General features: G+C 62.1%; 18 protein-coding genes and 2 pseudogenes. 9 read left to right on the forward strand and 11 right to left on the reverse strand.

All coding sequences use genetic code 11. The annotated features are described in order from the left end of the window. Positions 1 to 59 precede the first annotated feature (59 nt). The 5 genes from ACZK3W_RS17420 to rimK all read right to left on the reverse strand — a co-directional run bounded on the left by ACZK3W_RS17420 (position 60) and on the right by rimK (position 4,239). Positions 60 to 1,427 (reverse strand): sensor histidine kinase, encoded by a 1,368-nt coding sequence (locus tag ACZK3W_RS17420; protein ID WP_032128829.1) that lies wholly within the window; start codon positions 1,425 to 1,427, stop codon positions 60 to 62. Further along, positions 1,390 to 2,067, reverse strand: coding sequence for a response regulator transcription factor (locus tag ACZK3W_RS17425; protein ID WP_005410804.1), 678 nt, complete (start codon positions 2,065 to 2,067; stop codon positions 1,390 to 1,392). The genes ACZK3W_RS17420 and ACZK3W_RS17425 overlap by 38 nt, the downstream gene beginning before the upstream one ends. Positions 2,068 to 2,075: 8 nt before the next feature. After that, on the reverse strand, positions 2,076 to 2,549 hold the full coding sequence (locus ACZK3W_RS17430; RefSeq protein WP_032128830.1) for a hypothetical protein: 474 nt from the start codon (positions 2,547 to 2,549) through the stop codon (positions 2,076 to 2,078). An 89-nt stretch (positions 2,550 to 2,638) separates the two neighbouring features. Beyond that, positions 2,639 to 3,115: a hypothetical protein gene (locus tag ACZK3W_RS17435; RefSeq protein WP_197616790.1), complete on the reverse strand. Its 477-nt coding sequence runs from the start codon at positions 3,113 to 3,115 to the stop codon at positions 2,639 to 2,641. Positions 3,116 to 3,360: 245 nt separating this feature from the next. Beyond that, a complete protein-coding gene (rimK, locus tag ACZK3W_RS17440; protein WP_005418651.1) occupies positions 3,361 to 4,239 on the reverse strand; it encodes a 30S ribosomal protein S6--L-glutamate ligase in 879 nt (292 codons plus the stop codon). A gap of 167 nt (positions 4,240 to 4,406) precedes the next feature. Here rimK and ACZK3W_RS17445 point away from each other — a divergent pair, with 167 nt between their 5' ends. Both ACZK3W_RS17445 and ACZK3W_RS17450 read left to right on the forward strand, forming a co-directional pair. Continuing rightward, complete coding sequence (locus tag ACZK3W_RS17445) at positions 4,407 to 4,772, forward strand: hypothetical protein (RefSeq protein WP_223224661.1); 366 nt, start codon at positions 4,407 to 4,409, stop codon at positions 4,770 to 4,772. A 79-nt stretch (positions 4,773 to 4,851) separates the two neighbouring features. Further along, positions 4,852 to 5,274, forward strand: coding sequence for an acyl-CoA thioesterase (locus ACZK3W_RS17450; RefSeq protein WP_197616788.1), 423 nt, complete (start codon positions 4,852 to 4,854; stop codon positions 5,272 to 5,274). A gap of 125 nt (positions 5,275 to 5,399) precedes the next feature. On the opposite strand, the gene ACZK3W_RS17455 is transcribed toward ACZK3W_RS17450, so the two are convergent. Then, complete coding sequence (locus ACZK3W_RS17455; protein ID WP_478450129.1) at positions 5,400 to 6,581, reverse strand: hypothetical protein; 1,182 nt, start codon at positions 6,579 to 6,581, stop codon at positions 5,400 to 5,402. A gap of 106 nt (positions 6,582 to 6,687) precedes the next feature. Here ACZK3W_RS17455 and ACZK3W_RS17460 point away from each other — a divergent pair, with 106 nt between their 5' ends. After that, positions 6,688 to 7,554, forward strand: coding sequence for a PoNe immunity protein domain-containing protein (locus ACZK3W_RS17460; protein ID WP_478450130.1), 867 nt, complete (start codon positions 6,688 to 6,690; stop codon positions 7,552 to 7,554). Between the two features lies 1 nt (position 7,555). Here ACZK3W_RS17460 and ACZK3W_RS17465 read toward each other — a convergent pair whose 3' ends face one another. Continuing rightward, a complete protein-coding gene (locus ACZK3W_RS17465) occupies positions 7,556 to 7,960 on the reverse strand; it encodes a DUF805 domain-containing protein (protein ID WP_189719949.1) in 405 nt (134 codons plus the stop codon). Between the two features lie 296 nt (positions 7,961 to 8,256). Between ACZK3W_RS17465 and ACZK3W_RS17470 the strand changes: the two genes are divergently transcribed. Further along, entirely contained in the window at positions 8,257 to 8,991 is a 735-nt protein-coding gene (locus tag ACZK3W_RS17470; RefSeq protein ID WP_121504702.1) for a hypothetical protein, read from the forward strand. A 306-nt stretch (positions 8,992 to 9,297) separates the two neighbouring features. Here ACZK3W_RS17470 and ACZK3W_RS17475 read toward each other — a convergent pair whose 3' ends face one another. Both ACZK3W_RS17475 and ACZK3W_RS17480 read right to left on the reverse strand, forming a co-directional pair. Then, a complete protein-coding gene (locus ACZK3W_RS17475) occupies positions 9,298 to 9,798 on the reverse strand; it encodes a hypothetical protein (protein WP_197616784.1) in 501 nt (166 codons plus the stop codon). 99 nt (positions 9,799 to 9,897) lie between these two features. After that, a pseudogene (locus ACZK3W_RS17480) lies at positions 9,898 to 10,403 on the reverse strand (hypothetical protein). A gap of 211 nt (positions 10,404 to 10,614) precedes the next feature. Between ACZK3W_RS17480 and ACZK3W_RS17485 the strand changes: the two are divergent. Further along, on the forward strand, positions 10,615 to 10,836 hold the full coding sequence (locus tag ACZK3W_RS17485; protein ID WP_164080993.1) for a hypothetical protein: 222 nt from the start codon (positions 10,615 to 10,617) through the stop codon (positions 10,834 to 10,836). Positions 10,837 to 11,073: 237 nt separating this feature from the next. Here ACZK3W_RS17485 and ACZK3W_RS17490 read toward each other — a convergent pair whose 3' ends face one another. Next, entirely contained in the window at positions 11,074 to 11,595 is a 522-nt protein-coding gene (locus ACZK3W_RS17490) for a hypothetical protein (protein ID WP_478450131.1), read from the reverse strand. A gap of 916 nt (positions 11,596 to 12,511) precedes the next feature. Here ACZK3W_RS17490 and ACZK3W_RS17495 point away from each other — a divergent pair. Both ACZK3W_RS17495 and ACZK3W_RS17500 read left to right on the forward strand, forming a co-directional pair. Continuing rightward, entirely contained in the window at positions 12,512 to 13,324 is an 813-nt protein-coding gene (locus ACZK3W_RS17495) for a hypothetical protein (protein ID WP_197616782.1), read from the forward strand. A gap of 13 nt (positions 13,325 to 13,337) precedes the next feature. Further along, positions 13,338 to 13,847 (forward strand): hypothetical protein, encoded by a 510-nt coding sequence (locus ACZK3W_RS17500; protein ID WP_152906417.1) that lies wholly within the window; start codon positions 13,338 to 13,340, stop codon positions 13,845 to 13,847. Positions 13,848 to 14,012: 165 nt separating this feature from the next. Here the strand turns inward: ACZK3W_RS17500 and ACZK3W_RS17505 are convergent, their stop codons facing one another. Beyond that, positions 14,013 to 14,612 carry a hypothetical protein gene (locus ACZK3W_RS17505; protein WP_164080991.1) on the reverse strand — a complete coding sequence of 200 codons (600 nt, stop codon included), beginning with the start codon at positions 14,610 to 14,612 and terminating at the stop codon, positions 14,013 to 14,015. Here ACZK3W_RS17505 and ACZK3W_RS17510 point away from each other — a divergent pair. Further along, a pseudogene (locus ACZK3W_RS17510) lies at positions 14,564 to 14,779 on the forward strand (tyrosine-type recombinase/integrase); the annotation flags it as partial. The gene ACZK3W_RS17505 and the pseudogene ACZK3W_RS17510 sit on opposite strands and share 49 nt — an antisense overlap. A 217-nt stretch (positions 14,780 to 14,996) precedes the next feature. Next, on the forward strand, positions 14,997 to 15,734 hold the full coding sequence (locus ACZK3W_RS17515; protein ID WP_197616780.1) for a DUF2971 domain-containing protein: 738 nt from the start codon (positions 14,997 to 14,999) through the stop codon (positions 15,732 to 15,734). The last annotated feature ends 25 nt before the right edge of the window (positions 15,735 to 15,759 follow it).

Here is a 15,759-nt window from a genome sequence, read left to right on the forward strand (position 1 = left end):
AGCGATCACGGTGGTGGCACAAGCGACACAGGGCGCGATGCAAGGTCGGCACCTACCGCTTACAACGGCTTCGGCGAGAACGTCAGGGTGGCAATCACGCCACGCTGGCCGCCGGGGCGCACGCTTACCTGCCAGCCGTACAGGTCGCACAGGCGACTGACGATCGACAGGCCGATGCCGCCGCCCTGCGAGTGGCCAGCATGCGTGCCGCGGTAGCCACGCTGGAACAGCTTGGCCGCGTCTTCCTCGCTCAGGCCCGGGCCACTGTCGGTTACCGACACCGAGTTGGTGCCGACGAACACGCGCACCTCGCCGTCCTGCGAGTACTTCACGGCGTTGCCGATCAGGTTGCCCAGTGCCACCGACAACGCCGCCTCGGGCGCGTCGATCACCAGATTGCGCTCACCTTCCAGCAGCAGCTCCAGCGGCTTGCCACCCAGCTGCGCACGGTGTGCGTCCAGCAGCTGCTCGGCCACGCGGGCGACGTTGCTGGTGCCCTGCCCGCGCTCGTTGCGCGACAGCAGCAGCAGCGCGCCGATCAGATCGCTGCACTGCTGTTCGGCGCGCTGGATGCGCTGCAGGCGCTGCAGCACCTTCTCGTCCAGGCCGGGCCGGGTCAGCAGCAGCTCGGTGGCGCCACGGATCACTGCCAGCGGCGTGCGCAGCTCATGGCTGACGTCTGCATTGAATTCACGGTCGCGCTGCACCACTTCGGTCAGCCGCGAGGAATAGTCGTCCAGCGCCTGGGCCAGCTGCCCCACTTCGTCGTCGGGGAAGCGTGGCGCCAACGGCTCGGGATCACTGGTGCCGCCGCGATAGGCACGCAGCCGCGCGGCCAGATCCGACACCGGCTTCATCACCTTCGAGGCCGACCACCAGCCCAGCACCAGCGACAGCACGCTGAACACCAGCACCGACAGCACCAGCGCGCGGTTGAGCTGCTTGCCGCCGCGCACGCTGTCGGTCATGTCATAGGCGAGGAAGAACCAGGCGTCGGGCGTCTTGCGTACGGCCAGCTTGTAGGAGTACGGCTCGCCGTGCTCATCGCCGCTGACGCTGTGGATGCCATCGGAGAAGCCCGCCCACTGCGCGCGCTCTTCGCGCACCCGGTCGAACTTGTCCTTCGAATAGGCATAGGCCTTGATCTGCAGTACCGGTGCGTCCGGGTTATGCCCGGGGTGCTCGTAATAGCGGCGCGCATACTCGTCGATATTGCGGTTCATCAGCTCTTCCACCAGCTGGTTTTCCACGCGCAGGCGGGCCCAGTTGGTGGCGAACGCGAACAGTGTCGTCAGGCAGAAGCCCAACAACACGAACGAAACGATGATGCGGCTGCGCAGGCGCCGCCGATAAGGCGTGCGCCGGCGCTCCCCCTTGGTTGCCACCGAATCAGGCTTCCGGGGTGGCGATGCGGTATCCGATGCCATGGCGGGTCTGGATCAGCGGCACTTCAAACGGCTTGTCGACCACCGCGCGCAGGCCATGGATGTGCACGCGCAGGGAATCCGAATCGGGCAGTTCTTCACCCCACACACGGGTTTCCAGCTCCTGGCGGGTCACCACGGCCGGGGCCGCTTCCATCAGCGCCTGCAGGATCTTCAGTGCGGTCGGGTTGAGCTGCAGCAGCTTGCCCTGGCGGCGCACTTCCAGCGTATCCAGGTTGTATTCCAGATCGCCGGTTTCCAGCACGCGGGTCTGCACGCCCTTGCCGCGTCGCGACAGGGCGTTCAGACGCACTTCCACTTCCTGCAGCGCGAACGGCTTGATCAGGTAGTCGTCCGCGCCGGAATCGAAGCCGGCCAGCTTGTTGTCCAGCGAATCGCGGGCGGTGAGCATCAGTACCGGGGTCTGCTTGCGCGCTTCATTGCGCAACTTGCGGCAGACCTCGATGCCGTCCATGCCTGGCAGATTGAGATCCAGCACGATCGCGTCGAACTCGTGCACCACGGCCAGGTGCAGACCGGTAACCCCGTCAGCCGCGAAGTCCACGGTGTGGCCCCGGTCCTCCAGGTAGTCGCCCAGGTTGGCCGCAATGTCGCTGTTGTCTTCGATTACCAGGATTCTCACTGTCACCTCTAATTTACGAATTTGCCGATGCGCTGGGCCTGGCCCATATCACGCTGTGCCTTGTCCTTCCGCCGGGCGCGCTCGGCAACGGTAGTGCACTGCGTCGTGGACCGGTTCGAACCCGTGGCCTTTTCACGTTGGCATATTAGACGACTATCTTCACGTGCCTGTGTCAAAACCGTGTTCACGATCTGCTGGTCGTTGAAGACATCGGTTCGTACCTGTTCAGGCATGGAATCGCGGTCAGGATGCTGCTCGACGGCCGTACGCATGCGCACCAGCGCCTCGCGTACGCGGCTGCGGTCGGTCTGCTTCAGTTCGCTGTAGGTCTCGCCATCGTTGAGTTCGATTTCGATGCGCTCGATCTGCTGCTGCAGCGGCTTGCCGGGGACAAAGACCTCACCGGACTGGTTCGATGCAGAGGCGGCGGTGGCCAGGGTCAGGCCCGAGATCAGGACCGCCGACATCAGGAGGGACTTCATGACAAACGAATCCTTGTTTGAGTTGAGTGTTGACTGTATTCGCACCACCTTCACGCCAGCAAGTGCCATGCGCAGGGGCATCGGACGGCCTAGTGGTTGGTGGCAGGGTTGAAGTTGTTGAAGGTGCGCTGGTCGTTGAGCAGGGCCTTGCCCTTTTCCTCGATCCGGCGGCGCTCGGCCACGGTCAGGCAGCGGCTTTTAGGCATGTTGCTGCCGGTGGTGCGGGTGTGCTGGCAGATCTGGCGGCTGTCCTCGTGGGCGCGGACAAGAACGGTATTGATCCGCTCCTGGTCGTTGAACACCTCCGCCTGGACCTGCGGCGGGAGCTCCTGAAGCGTGCGGTGGTCGCCCATGCGTTGGGTGATGCGCGCCAGTGCCTGCTGCACCTGGGCGCGGTCATCGGCGGAAATCTCGCTGTACTCGCCGTCATCGAGGGCCTTCTCAACCCGCCGGACCTGCTCGGCCACCGGGGCCTGCCCATCCATCTGTATGGCGGTCTTCTCCGGCTTGGCGAAGACAGCACCAGACAGCCCCAGCAACAACGCGATCATCGTGATGCGGTACATCGCCAGCCTCCGGATCCATCCAGGAACGATGGGCGCCACTCTACGGCCGTCACGCCGCCTCCACAAGGGACTTCCGGCGGCATAAAAAAGACCCAGGCGGTGCCCCGCCTGGGTCTGAAGTCGTATCCCGATACCGATCCTGCTGAGAGGCAGAGCTGCGGTTCGCTGAAGCCTACGCCGGCGCCGATTAAAGGCGCGTTAAAGCTGGCCTCATTTGCCCATGAGAATGTCAAGCCATTGATTAATCATGGCTTTTTGATCTTCTCGACGTGCTCGATGATGCGCGTGGCCACATCCACCCCGCAGGCGGCTTCGATGCCCTCCAGCCCTGGCGTGGAGTTGACCTCCAGCACCAGCGGGCCACGCGCGGAGCGGATCAGGTCCACGCCACAGACCGACAGGCCCAGCGCCTTGGCCGAACGCACCGCCACCTGCTGTTCGGCGCGGCTGGCCTTGGCCGCCACCGCGGTGCCGCCGGCATGCAGGTTGGAGCGGAAGTCACCTTCCGGCGCCTGGCGCTGCATCGACGCCACCACCTGGTCACCGACCACGAAGCAGCGCAGGTCGGCGCCCTTGGCTTCCCCGATGAACTCCTGCATCAGGAAGTTGGCGTACAGGCCCCGCAGGGCCTCGACGATGCCACGCGAAGCGCTGGCCTTCTCGGTGAGGATCACGCCCCGTCCCTGGGTGCCCTCGTTGAGCTTCACCACGTGCGGCGGCGGACCGAGCATCGACAGCAGGTCGACGGTGTCATCGGGGTTGTCGCCGAACACGGTGACCGGCATGTCGATGCCCTTGGCTGCCAGCAACTGGTGCGCGCGCAGCTTGTCGCGCGAACGCAGGATCGCATCGGACGGGTTGGGAGTGCGCGCGCCCATCAGCTCGAACTGGCGCAGCACGGCGGTGCCATAGCGGGTGATCGAGGCGCCGATGCGCGGGATGACCATGTCCACGCCGGTCATCGGCCGGCCCTTGTAGTGCATCGAAAAACCATCGGCGGCGATGCGCATGTAGCAGCGCAGCGGGTCGAGGATGCGAACGGTGTGGCCGCGCGCGCGGGCCGCCTCGACCAGCCGGCGGGTGGAGTACAGGGAGCTGTTGCGGGACAGGATGGCGAGCTTCATCGCGGCAGGATCGGACGGCAGGCGCGCAGCATAGCGCGGGCGTGTGGCGGGCGGATGATGCCCTGCAGGCCGCCGCATCTGCGTGCCTGCCGGGGCTGTGCGAAGATGGCTGTTGCCGGCTACAGGACAGGACACGGCCGGCTTACACAACCCAAGGAGAACCACAGATGCGAATGGGAATTCCGCTGTTGTTGCTGTTTGGCCTGATGGGGAGCGCCGCACACGTACAGGCTGCGCCAACCCACGCAGTCTCCCGACTCTACTTCGATGCCAACAACACCCTGATCGGCCAGGGCCTGCGCTACTGCACGGGCAAGACACAGCACCAGGGCGTTGCCTCACACGCCAATACCCGCTGGATCGATGTTTCCTACGCCTGCCAGGGCGACTCGACCGACGTTTCCTATGGCAGCTGGGTGCCTGCACAACTGCGGCAGGACTTCTGCACGCTGTATGACGCCTGCACGTCACTGATGCCGTGGCCGGAACCCGGCCTGCCCGGCACCCTCGGCAACGGCTTCTACTCAGACTGACAGCCGGTAGTCGCCGCACTGTCTCCGGCGATGGCAGCACCGTCGCCGGAGACCCCACCCACTACACCCCGGAGACTTCATGCCGTTGACGATCCTTCCGCGTTTCTCCGAAGTGGATGTACTCGGCCACGTCACCAACACCGCCCTGCCCGTCTGGTTCGAGGAAGGTCGCCAGGAGATCTTCCGCCATTTCAGCCGCGAGGCCAGCATGCGCGACCTGACGATGATCCTGCGCCGCTACGAGATCGACTTCCTGCAGCAGATACAGCCGGGACACGAAGTGCGCATCGAGACCCGCATCGAGAACATCGGCCGCTCCTCGCTGTCGATCGTGCAGCAGGCGTTCCAGTTCGAGGCCCTGGTGGCCAGCGGGCGCTGCGTGATGGTGCATTTCGACTACACAACCAACGCCTCGCGCGCCATCGATGCAGAGCAGCGCCGGGCATTGTCAGGGCTGTTTACCGAGGAGTATGCGCAACAGGTGCAGGCGGCAGGCGCATGAGCCATACGGAAGTCCGGTCATCCGCACCCGGTACTGCCCGCAGCCCATTTCTTCAGCTTTTCCAGCGCTTTCCCGGCCTGCATCGACGACGCATGCCGGAACCTCCCTGTTTGATTCGACGCAGTCTAACCTGTGACTGAGGGCCGCTGATCCGCGCGGGGCAGGCGCAGCGAGAAGCCCCCATCGCGGACACGCACGGCCAATGCGGTTTCCCGCCATTCCACAGGCAGCGCCAATGCCGTATGTGGCGTGGGGATGCGTGTGATCGCCTCGAACGTCCAGTGTTCCTCATAGGCTTCGCAGCGAAGCGTTCCGTCATCGCCGACCGCGATGACATCGATCCAGGCCCCACTCCGGGTCTTGCCAGTGCCGCCCATCGCACGGCGGCCAATGGCCTGCCAACGCCCCTGCCAGTGGACGAGCCATACGCCCTCGATGGGACGCAGATCCCCATCAAGCACGCTTCCCGCCACCACCACGCATCGACCGGACGGGCTGGCAATGACCGTCTCCAGATCGCAGGCATGACGGTCACTGGGCGTGCCATCAAGACAGAGCGCGTACGGGCAGATGCGCGCGAACAAGGTCGGATGCGCAGTCAGGCGCAGGTCGTCGGGAAGCAGCGGGATGGCCTGCAGCACCCGGGCATCAGGCAGGACATGCCGCAACACCTGCGGCACTCCGGCGGCCAGCGCCGGATGCTCCTGTTCCAGCCATAAACCCCGGCAGGGGCGCAGCGTGGTCGATCGACTGGGAATATCCCGCAACCACATCGCGGCTTCGGCATCCCCGCCAAGCTGCCGGCGCTCGTGCAGTTCCTGCCAGAACAGGCTGGGAACAATCGCCAGCAGGTGCATCACCCTCTTGTCCGCTTCGTCGTAGACGATCACCGCTTCGCTGCGATCACTGTAGCCACTGGCCACACGCAGCGCGCTGCCCGCCAGCGCCAGCCACTCGCCGCTGGCATCGTGGCTGCCTGCGGTGGATACGCCCTCGACAATGGCGCCATCGCGCAGCATCAGGGTGCCGTAGGCCGGCCCGCCCATGCCCAGCTCGCCCCAATCCAACAGCACATCATGCGTGGGCGGCCGGGGGGCGAAGGGCAGCTTCGCCCGCGAGCGCAGCAGTGCGCCCCCTACAGCATCGCCGACCAGATCGAAGTGCTGCAGCACGCCGCCCAGGGCAAGACATGCGACCAGGCCAACGACCACACCCCAAGGCGACCACCACACCACGCAGATCGCTACCCATATCAGGAACGGCAGCCACTGGGTGAAGCGGCGGAGGGCGATTCGATCAACGGTCATGCAGGCTGGGCGGCGGCGACTGTGCACCATTCAAACCCTCAACGCTCTGCCAGGCAATGGGGTTCGAGCCGGCAATGCCGCTAGACTCTCGCTGATGATGGAACCGATGACTGCCGTGAATCACCGGAATCTGCTGCAGGACATGCTGCCGCGATGGAGAGCACTGGCCAAGGCCCCGGGCCTGCCGCGCCGCACGCTTCGCCTGCCGGATTGGCAGGCGGACTGGAACGCAGGCATGGCCTTGCTTGCACGCCATGCGCGCAATGGCGGTGAATCTGCGGAGGAAACGCTGCAGGGACATGCAGCCCTGGAGCATGCCTACGGCTGGGAGACGGTTGCACAGACCGGCAGCAACCTGCTGCTGAAAGGCATCGACCGCGGCTTCGCCCCCGCGGCGTTGCAGCAGATGCATGCCGACGTAGCAGATCTCTGGCTCGAGCATGCGCGTTTGCTGGCCCTTGCCCGGGACAGCCTGCAACAACAAGGCCACGACATCGCGCTGGCTGCGTCGTTGCAATCACGTACAACGCAGCACTACGAGTACGCACTGCAGCTGTTGTCACTGGGCGTGCTGCTGGATGCGCAGGAACGCCTGCCGGCGCTGGTGGAGAAGGTGCTCTGCTTCGAAACCGACCGCGTGCTGGACTACCTCAGCGCGCCGGCACTCGGCCTTGCCGAAGCCAGCGATGCGATATTCCATCCGCGCCCGTTCGCCGAGCTGTTCGCGCCATTGCGCGACGGTGAAGCGTTCGACCCTTCACTGCTGTCCGGCTACCTGCAGGTGCAGTACCGCGACTTCTTCCTGCTGTCGCCCAAAGCCCAGAAGCGGACCCGACGCCTGACCGGACCGAACGCGTGGGGCTACTGGGCATTTGAAGTGGCTGCACTGGTGGTGCTGTATGGCGGTGACGACGCCACGCTGCGCACCTGCCCGCACTACCCTTCCGACCTGGTGGACTTCGCCCGGCGTTGAGTCAGGCGCCCGGCAGGCCGGAAACACCGCCGAATCGATTCTCTTCCTCGTTGCCCGGCAGGAGCATGACCGGGAAGAGGACGAATACGCCCAACGGGATGAAGGCGATCACGACGTACCAGCCAGACTCGTCGATGTCGTGCAGTCGTCGAACGGCCAGGGCCAGCATGGGCGGAAGGAGGACGATGACCGCGCAGACCGTCATGACCCACCCCAGCGTCCGGAATGGCTCGAAGGCCTCCCCGTCGAGCAGCACGGTGCCCGTCAGCCAGTATCCGCCGTCCATCAAGGTGTAGCCCACTGCCACCACAAGGGCAGCAGACAGGGAGTACGACCAGAACTCCTTCCGGTTGGATCGTCCTGAAAAATCAAAGCAACGCCTGAGGGGCAAAAGTGCGGCGATCATTCGCGCTCCGGGCAGCGGACGATGGGAGGCAAGGGTTAACGATCTTTTAGCATCCCCAAGCCCAGCACCAACTGAACCCTGCGACCCGGCGGGCCCGGCAGACAGCGGAGGTTGCAGGAGCCCGCCGCGGCAGCCGCGCAGCCAGAGACGCAGCGCGAACTACCGCACATTTCCATGGGCGTGGGCATTCTGAATCGGATCACTGGCTTGCAGCAGTGGCGGATTGGTCGAATTCCAGTTTTCCAGAATGGCGCCTCTGCTAGCGTCACGACTCACTCATGGATTCGAGGTTTTGAATGGCTGCGATTTCTTTTCCGCTGATGCTGGCACTGCTTTCCACCCAGGCCCCGATGGCCGCAAACGCGGAAGGTGACTACACCAGAGCCGCGGGGGCTTCGATCGGGCCTGGCATCTGCGACCCCGGCATGGACATGCTGCCGAACGGCGGAGGGGTGGTGATCCGGCGCTGCGGCACGAATGGAACGGTCGCTGGCGTTGGCAGCAATATCGATGCTGCGACGGCCAACGCCAATGGCTTCCTTGCCGTCGCCGAGGAAGGACCCGTCTGCAGTGTCTTCGCACGCGATCCCTATGTCAGCATCCCGGCACCGGGTGTTGGCATCAAAGCGGAATGCAGTTCCTCTCCGCTTTCCGCCTACGGCATGACGACCACCACTGCGGGACAGAACGTGCTTGAGCTGGCCATCAACCTGGCGGCGACGCAGGCCTGGTGCAATGTCGACTACTACTATGGGTCGGCGCATGGCTTTAAGTATCCCTACACCTGCAACCGCCCGGGCCAGTCCTGGAGCGTTGCCGGTCTTGGCTCCAGCGTCGACGATTCAAACGCAATGGCAATGCGGCTTGTGAAGAAATCATCCAAGACCGGTACGCACTGCTATTTTGACAACGCCGAGTTGAATGGCGTCGTCTTCCGCGCATACCTGCACTGCAACGGATCGACCTATACCGGTTTCGGGAGTTCCGTCACTGCCGCGGCCAAGGACGCGGCTGCGCAAGCGGGCGCATAAGCCACCCGGGCTGTGGTTCGGAAGAGCCACAGCCCGACGCATTGAAGAATGAGGTTCCGGCGCCGTTGCCACACGCTGGACTGGGGTGTGGTTCAACGATTGCGCCGCGTCTGCCTGGGGTGAATACCCTGGAGACATGGAGCGGGCGATGGGAATCGAACCCACGTCAGTAGCTCGAGAAGATCACAAAGAAATCCTTTCAAATCAAAAGCATGATACGGATTTCCGCTCCGCAATCGGCAAACCATCCGCATCGATTTTCGCAGGATTTTGCGCCTTGTTTCAGCAATTGCGGAGCGCTTTTGGCTACAGAATGCGTGGGAGGTAACCGAGCAATACCATCCAGAATAGGACCGTCAGGATCGCCGCAGCGCTCGCGCAAAACCCACTTACCACCATGAGCCACATTACCTGCCGCCCCCTATTATTGACGCCGAGCCGGCATCCCAACCATTGCCAGGCCCGCACTGGCCATGGGGTGGCCCTAGCTAGTGCCGCATCGAAGGCAAGTGGATCTGGCAATTGATCCAGCTTCACCAGCCGATCCAAGGTAGTCATTGACGACTCAATCGCGCCCGCATAGGTGCAGATCAACCCTCCGAGGAACTTCGAGGCGAGCACGAATCCCAACACCGCCAGGAGCAATGGAAGCGCCGCCTTGGTGCCAGGCAATGTGACCAATCCCTGCAATCGGTCTAGGTTGGCAGCCGCCAAGCCCAGGGCAGCCGCTGTACCAGTCACGAACCATGTAACAAAGACATCCAGCGACCTAAAGCCGCGGTCCGCGCCGCTGGCGAGCAGGGCCATGACGACTACATCGGCATATCTCGCTTTCGCATCATCCGCCACGGTATCCCCCTCCCTTCGCGTTGCCCAACATCCTCGCAGAATGCTACCCCTGAGCCATCAAACGCGCCGTAGCTGCTGCAGCCCTGCCCTCACCCACTCCTTGCGGGTGTCCTTCAGGCGGGGCTTGGTCTCCTTCGGCGGTCGGCGCGGTTCCAGCGCTTCCTTGATTCGCGCCAATTCCACAGCCCGGCCTCGGCCAGACGCCGGACCTGTTGCTGCTGCTCTCGGGTAGGCGGTAAGCCGGGCAGCGGTTCGAGCGGTTCGCTCGGCTTGGCGTCCCAAAGCCGGGCCTCAGCCGCGCGCAGGCGCATCTCCGGGTAGAGCCTGGCCGCGCACCAGCGTTCGGCGTAACGCTTGCCTTGGGCGATGCTGGCGGCGCGCTCGTCCTTGGTCTGCCACATCTTCCGGGCATCGAGGTGAACACGCACGTCACGGTCCTTGGCCGGCATGACCTGGGCAATCTGTCGTCCACTCCACCACAGCACCCAGCTCTCCCCCATCTGGACCCAGCCAGAGGGTGGCGGTGCTGCGCGGAAGCCTTGGTAGCCGTGCGAGGGAAGCATGGCGGAGAGCATACGGCTGGACGCCTCAATCGCTGCGATTCGTTCAATGATCGGCCTTAACCGCTCAGATTCCCCCTGCCACTCCCCTATACGCCGCTCCATAGGTAAATCCCTACATGCCAGCGAGCGGTTTTCCTATTGCGAGCACCCAAGCCCGTTGAGACTTTCCTGCTGCCCACCGGGCATTTATCAACTTGACAATGGAGTGATCATGAAGATCCAAAGTGTCTTGCTTGGTTTGATCGTTGCGGCTGCCGGAGCAGCCAGTGCTGTAGGTGTCACTCCCACTGCCAATGCCGCATCGTTCCACACGTCTTGTGTCCCGATCGGCGGCGGCGTCGCCCAGTGCACTCAGACCTTCTGCCATGAAGGGCAATGCTGGGTCACCGACACCTGGACGCAGCCCGTACGCGAAGCATTGGTCCTGCAGTAAGGCCCTTGGCGCAGCGGCGTCTGCCGCTGCGACCTTTGGCATGGCATGGACCCCATAAGTCCCGTGTCAGAGAACCACGAGATCCTTCACGACCGCTTGCCCCTGCTGGAGGAGCTCAATCAGCAGACGGCCGCCGGCGACCTGCCGCCCATCTGCTCGTTGAGGTAGTTCGCCTGAAGCCTTGCCGCAGCCAAGACGTCCTCCTACGCAAAACTGTCTGGACGGCCTCTTAGAGGTTCACCTGGCGAAGCGAGGCCCCCCATCGAGCTGCTGCACGACCGCGACAATCGCGCTGTCGTTCTTGGCGTAGGCCGTCGCCAGCATCCGTCCACCCTTCGGCGACCAATCGCCAAGCACAAGCTCCGTACCCAAGCTCTGCTTCGGGAGGCCCGCATCTATGGCAGCGCGCTCATAACTCGGCCACAGCTTGTCGATCACAAGCCCTAGCTCTTTCGTCAGCTGCTCCATTGTGAAATCTGCCCGGAAGCTCGCTTGGATGGCGAGTTCGTAGATGCGAAGAAAGAACTGAGTGGACCCGCGTGCCGCCAACACCAAGTTGTGCTGCGGGATCAAGAGCACCTTTGCGCCGGACGAATGGGCCCCGGTTAGCGCGTCTTCTGCGAGGGTATCAACCGCAACAAGGAGCTGGTCAGGGCGCAGCAGAACGTTGAGGATGCTTATAGCGGGCTCGTCTAGGCATCCGCGATCTATCGCCGCCCCCGCCCCACCTGTCGAGACCACAATGAGCGCCGAGATCAATGAAATCCTGGACCGCCTACAAGCATGCGAGGCCGGCCTCGAAATGCACCGCGGTTACCTCAAGGCAATGGAGCATGCACTTCGATGATGCGAAAAGTCACAGCAACCTATTGTTCTTAAAGGAGGTCTAATGGGATTAGTGCCTTCCGTACCAACACCAATACCAGCTATTTCAGGCGCTGCGTACCAACACATTGCGTCGGCAAGCCTACTTCCGGCCGTGCCCCAATGCTACCGACGGGAGGGCAGCTGGGCCACGAAGTAATCAGGCCTCCCCGCCGCCGCCCATTGACGGACCGCCTTGCAAACGAACTCTTTTGCGTCCATGGCATCCACCGGGGAGGTGTCGCTGTGAACCTAGTAGTCCACCCATCCGTATTCGTCCACCGGTTCCACATCACAGGATAGGTGTAGCAGGAACTTTGCATCCTCCTGCTCGTCATCAACAGGCTCGATCCCGAGCTCTTCCCGCAACTCCTGGGCTAGCCGCTTGGCATGCGACCTGACAGTGTCAACGACGACAATCCCATGAGCCATTACGTCCTCAGCAATCAAGGACGTTGAACGCGAGGCGCTAATAACAGGGATTCTCATGCGACCGCCAGTGCTGGAGATGAGGATGGATCGTGCCGCGATCCTATCGCACCCACTGAGACACAGCAGGCAGGCGTCATCAGGGCCGTCCCGACAGGATTAATCGCCCCGAGTCGAGTCTTAGTCGACCCTGAGCCGGCGCGGCGCTATTCGGCTCTTAGCCAGCTGCTGATTTCGCCTAGGTATCCCGTGATAGCATCTTTGAAATCAGGCACAGCTGGGGAAGGCGATGTCTCAAGGAAGAATCGTAGCGTGGCTTTCTATAGCCGCAATCGCCGGAATAACGGCTTGGTATGGGATCACCGCTGTCCGAAATGACACAGTGTCCAACAGCTCAAATGCAGAGCCCCTTGGCCCACAGCACCTACCGATCTCGCCAGTAGCGAGAGAAAGTACACCCGGTGCACTTGACTCGCAGCTTTGGAGCAATGCCGACTCTCAATCGGTGGCGGCACATTTCAACACCCTGCGCTCACGTGCAGAAGTCGGCGATATGGTGGCGCAACGAGAACTGGCAAAGCTGTACCAACAGTGCTCGGTATTCAGTCTATCTCCAGCGAATATGTATTCGACCTTGGATGCATATGCGGCTGTTCGTGGCGTCCCTCAAAGCACCTACGACGGAATCAAGAAGCGCTTCTCGACCATTTGTTCCGCAGTAGATGGTGGCCAAGTAATACCGCAAGATGCATACACCAACTGGTTCGAGCGAGCTGCGAACCAAGGTGACGCGTACTCCAAGGTTGCGGTGGCGTCCAAGAACTGGGCAGCGCTAAAAGCAGATGACTATCTATCGCTAGCGCGCGACGTGATCCACTCGGGTGACCCGGAAGCCATCTTCTCCCTCGGTGATCTTCTTGCGCTCGCTCCAGATTCTGGAGATTTCGCAGAGTTCAAGCGCGCCACAACAGGACCATATGCCAATTACGCCTGGGGCATAGTGGCATGCCGATTGGGCGCAGATTGCGGCTCCGGATCCTATCGATTGGATTCGCTCTGCATCAATACAGGCATATGTGGAGCAGGAGATTTTGAAGACGCCATTAGGAACAATGTGGTTCCTGCTGGACAGCAAGAATCGCTGGACAGAGCGATAGTAGAAGTAGAGAGAGCAGTTGGGAAGAAGCCATCTTAAAAAGGACAACTTCGTGAATCGAATTTCCAGAAAGATGAAGTGGAGCACCGCCGGGCTGGTTTTCTTGGCGTTTGCCGCCATCGCTGCAACAGTATCGATCAATGCCAGCTCGTATCCGTACAACCAAGTTGTGGCAGCGCAAAACATGTCGGCCTACGAAATGGCGGAGCTACGAATCGCCGGCCTTGCCGGTTTGGCGGGCATGTACCGAGTCACGCATGGCATTGCTTCTTTGCCTGTCGGCAGCAGGATCAAGGTGACTTGGGGTGATGGGTCGGTCGAAGAAGCCGCTGTTACTTGCCTCAGTGGAATTCCCTGCGTCCAGCCTCTGCCGGGAACTCAGAAACCGCCGAGTGGCGGCGGTGGTGGTGGTGGTGGCATGGAGGACGGCGGGCCGGGTGGTGGGTTTGGTGGGCCTGATTGTTCTGTCAGGCCCCGTACCGGGACTGCATGTACTGAGGCTAACGGCATCCGCAGATGCGAGACCTTCGACGACACGATGGTGGACTGCGGATTCGGCTGATCCATAGCTCCCACCGACAGCAGTTTTGCCCCCTTGGTTCAAGGGGGCATTTTCTTGCCTGTCGCTCTTGGCGTCCCAGCTTCTCATAGGCGGCGGTGATCTGGGCGGAATAGCACATGGCGCGATCTGACACGCCCCGCCGTTCATTCGCCGTGACGCCGCAGCTTAGTGGCCGGTCACGTCGATCAGCGCGAAATGGCCAGATGCGCTGAACTGCATCGCATTGTCGGACTGGGGGATCAAAGCGGCAGCGCCGGCATAGTAGAAGCGCCCCGAACCCGCTTCACCCGTCCCATCCCCCTGCGGCCCGGTCAGGCGGGTGTCCACACCACGCTCAATCCACTGGCACGAACGAGACGAGATAACCGCGTAGCGCCGACCGGCCGGCACCTGCATATAGGCGCCCTCTGCCGCCCCGAACGGGGCAGTCGTTACGCCCATGATGCGTAGGGGCTTCGCCCAGGAGGCGAATGCCAGCTCGCCGGTGTGCTCTCGGTAGATCTCGATTCCGGTCTTGCCCGGCGTTCCAGTCACAACCGAGTCGTATACCCACACCGTACCGAAAACAAGCGACGAGCCCGTGTAGGCTGACACCCGCCAGTTGTTGCCGCCGAGATTGGTCAGAATAACGCTGAGTCCGAAGTTGTTGTTCGGACCGGTGACCGCTACCTCGGGGCTTTTGGCCTGGAAGTCACGCGTGACGTATCGCCCGGGCAGCGCTCCGCTACAGGTTCGACAAGGCCAGAGAGGCGGCCGGTATTGCAAAGAGGGAATTCCAGTTCCGAGACCTCCGCGCCAAGGCTGGTACGGACAAGGCCGATTCGGCAAAGGACATTCGCGAAGCGCAGGCGCAGTTGGGGCATTCGTCGGTCATTACAACCGAGGTCTACCTGCGGGAAAAGAGAGGATCGAAGGCAACCCCGACTCGATAGCCCCTTAGATTACGGCTGTACCCGGCGCCTGACACATTGCAGAATCGCCGGCGTTTTTACAGAATGCGGCCGCCACATCTACTGAACGGAATGAGCAAAGACGCTACCGAGGGAGTACCGCCCGAGGACCGACGAACTTCTCTACCACTATTGTTCGCCGGAAACATTCTTGGCGATCTGCAGTGGCAAGAATATTCGTTTTTGCGACATATTCTCGATGAACGACTATCTCGAGATGCATTGGGGTTACAGCATGTGGCAGGAAGCCGCTACTCAGCTCGCAGACAGCTTAGGACAGGAATTTCTAGATCGAGTGGACGCCGTCATAAGTGGCTCAGGATTTGCCGCCCTTCCACTTGCCTCCTGCTTTTCCACCAATGGCGACACGCTCAGCCAATGGAGAGCATACGCAAGCGATGGCCTCGGCTTCTCTATTGGCTTTGATGCAAGGCGGATTCTTGGGCTACCTGCAAATCCTCTCGCGGTCAGCTACAGCGAAGAGCAACAGGTCTTCGAGATCGCTCAGTACGTCAAAGTCGCTCACTTGGTGATGCAGAAAGAACCAGAGAACGATATAAAGCTGTTCGAGCTTGCGTTCCGGCTGGCAATGGATCTGAGCTCCTACAAAAACCCCGCTTTCGCCGAGGAGAGCGAGGTGCGTCTGGTCCACTTGGCCCGATATGAAGAATCGGCAAACGGCCGAAAATTGATCGATTTCCAGGGAACAGCATTCGGCGAGGAGTACGCTCCGCAGCCGATCAAATTCTTCATGAAACAAGGATCGCCAGTGGCATACATCGACTTAGACTTCATTGGACCGGATGGCGAGAACCCCATCCGCAGCGTCATAGTCGGCCCCAAGAATCAAAGCCTGACCACTTCAATTTCTGTCATGCTGGAGACGCTTGGACTGCCTGGAGTAGATGTGGTGAAGTCCAAGGCGTCTCATCGATGACGCCCTCGCCCGCGCGAATTGCGGA

The organism is Stenotrophomonas sp. 80084_Sma, assembly GCF_056481995.1.

What these genes read in the sequence shown, in the direction of transcription:
- ACZK3W_RS17420 (WP_032128829.1), bottom strand. Translation starts at nt 1,427, where the DNA reads ATGGCATCGGATACCGCATCGCCACCCCGGAAGCCTGATTCGGTGGCA.
- ACZK3W_RS17430 (WP_032128830.1), bottom strand. Translation starts at nt 2,549, where the DNA reads ATGAAGTCCCTCCTGATGTCGGCGGTCCTGATCTCGGGCCTGACCCTG.
- ACZK3W_RS17435 (WP_197616790.1), bottom strand. Translation starts at nt 3,115, where the DNA reads ATGTACCGCATCACGATGATCGCGTTGTTGCTGGGGCTGTCTGGTGCT.
- rimK (WP_005418651.1), bottom strand. Translation starts at nt 4,239, where the DNA reads ATGAAGCTCGCCATCCTGTCCCGCAACAGCTCCCTGTACTCCACCCGC.
- ACZK3W_RS17445 (WP_223224661.1), top strand. Translation starts at nt 4,407, where the DNA reads ATGCGAATGGGAATTCCGCTGTTGTTGCTGTTTGGCCTGATGGGGAGC.
- ACZK3W_RS17450 (WP_197616788.1), top strand. Translation starts at nt 4,852, where the DNA reads ATGCCGTTGACGATCCTTCCGCGTTTCTCCGAAGTGGATGTACTCGGC.
- ACZK3W_RS17455 (WP_478450129.1), bottom strand. Translation starts at nt 6,581, where the DNA reads ATGACCGTTGATCGAATCGCCCTCCGCCGCTTCACCCAGTGGCTGCCG.
- ACZK3W_RS17460 (WP_478450130.1), top strand. Translation starts at nt 6,688, where the DNA reads ATGACTGCCGTGAATCACCGGAATCTGCTGCAGGACATGCTGCCGCGA.
- ACZK3W_RS17465 (WP_189719949.1), bottom strand. Translation starts at nt 7,960, where the DNA reads ATGATCGCCGCACTTTTGCCCCTCAGGCGTTGCTTTGATTTTTCAGGA.
- ACZK3W_RS17470 (WP_121504702.1), top strand. Translation starts at nt 8,257, where the DNA reads ATGGCTGCGATTTCTTTTCCGCTGATGCTGGCACTGCTTTCCACCCAG.
- ACZK3W_RS17475 (WP_197616784.1), bottom strand. Translation starts at nt 9,798, where the DNA reads ATGGCCCTGCTCGCCAGCGGCGCGGACCGCGGCTTTAGGTCGCTGGAT.
- ACZK3W_RS17485 (WP_164080993.1), top strand. Translation starts at nt 10,615, where the DNA reads ATGAAGATCCAAAGTGTCTTGCTTGGTTTGATCGTTGCGGCTGCCGGA.
- ACZK3W_RS17515 (WP_197616780.1), top strand. Translation starts at nt 14,997, where the DNA reads ATGAACGACTATCTCGAGATGCATTGGGGTTACAGCATGTGGCAGGAA.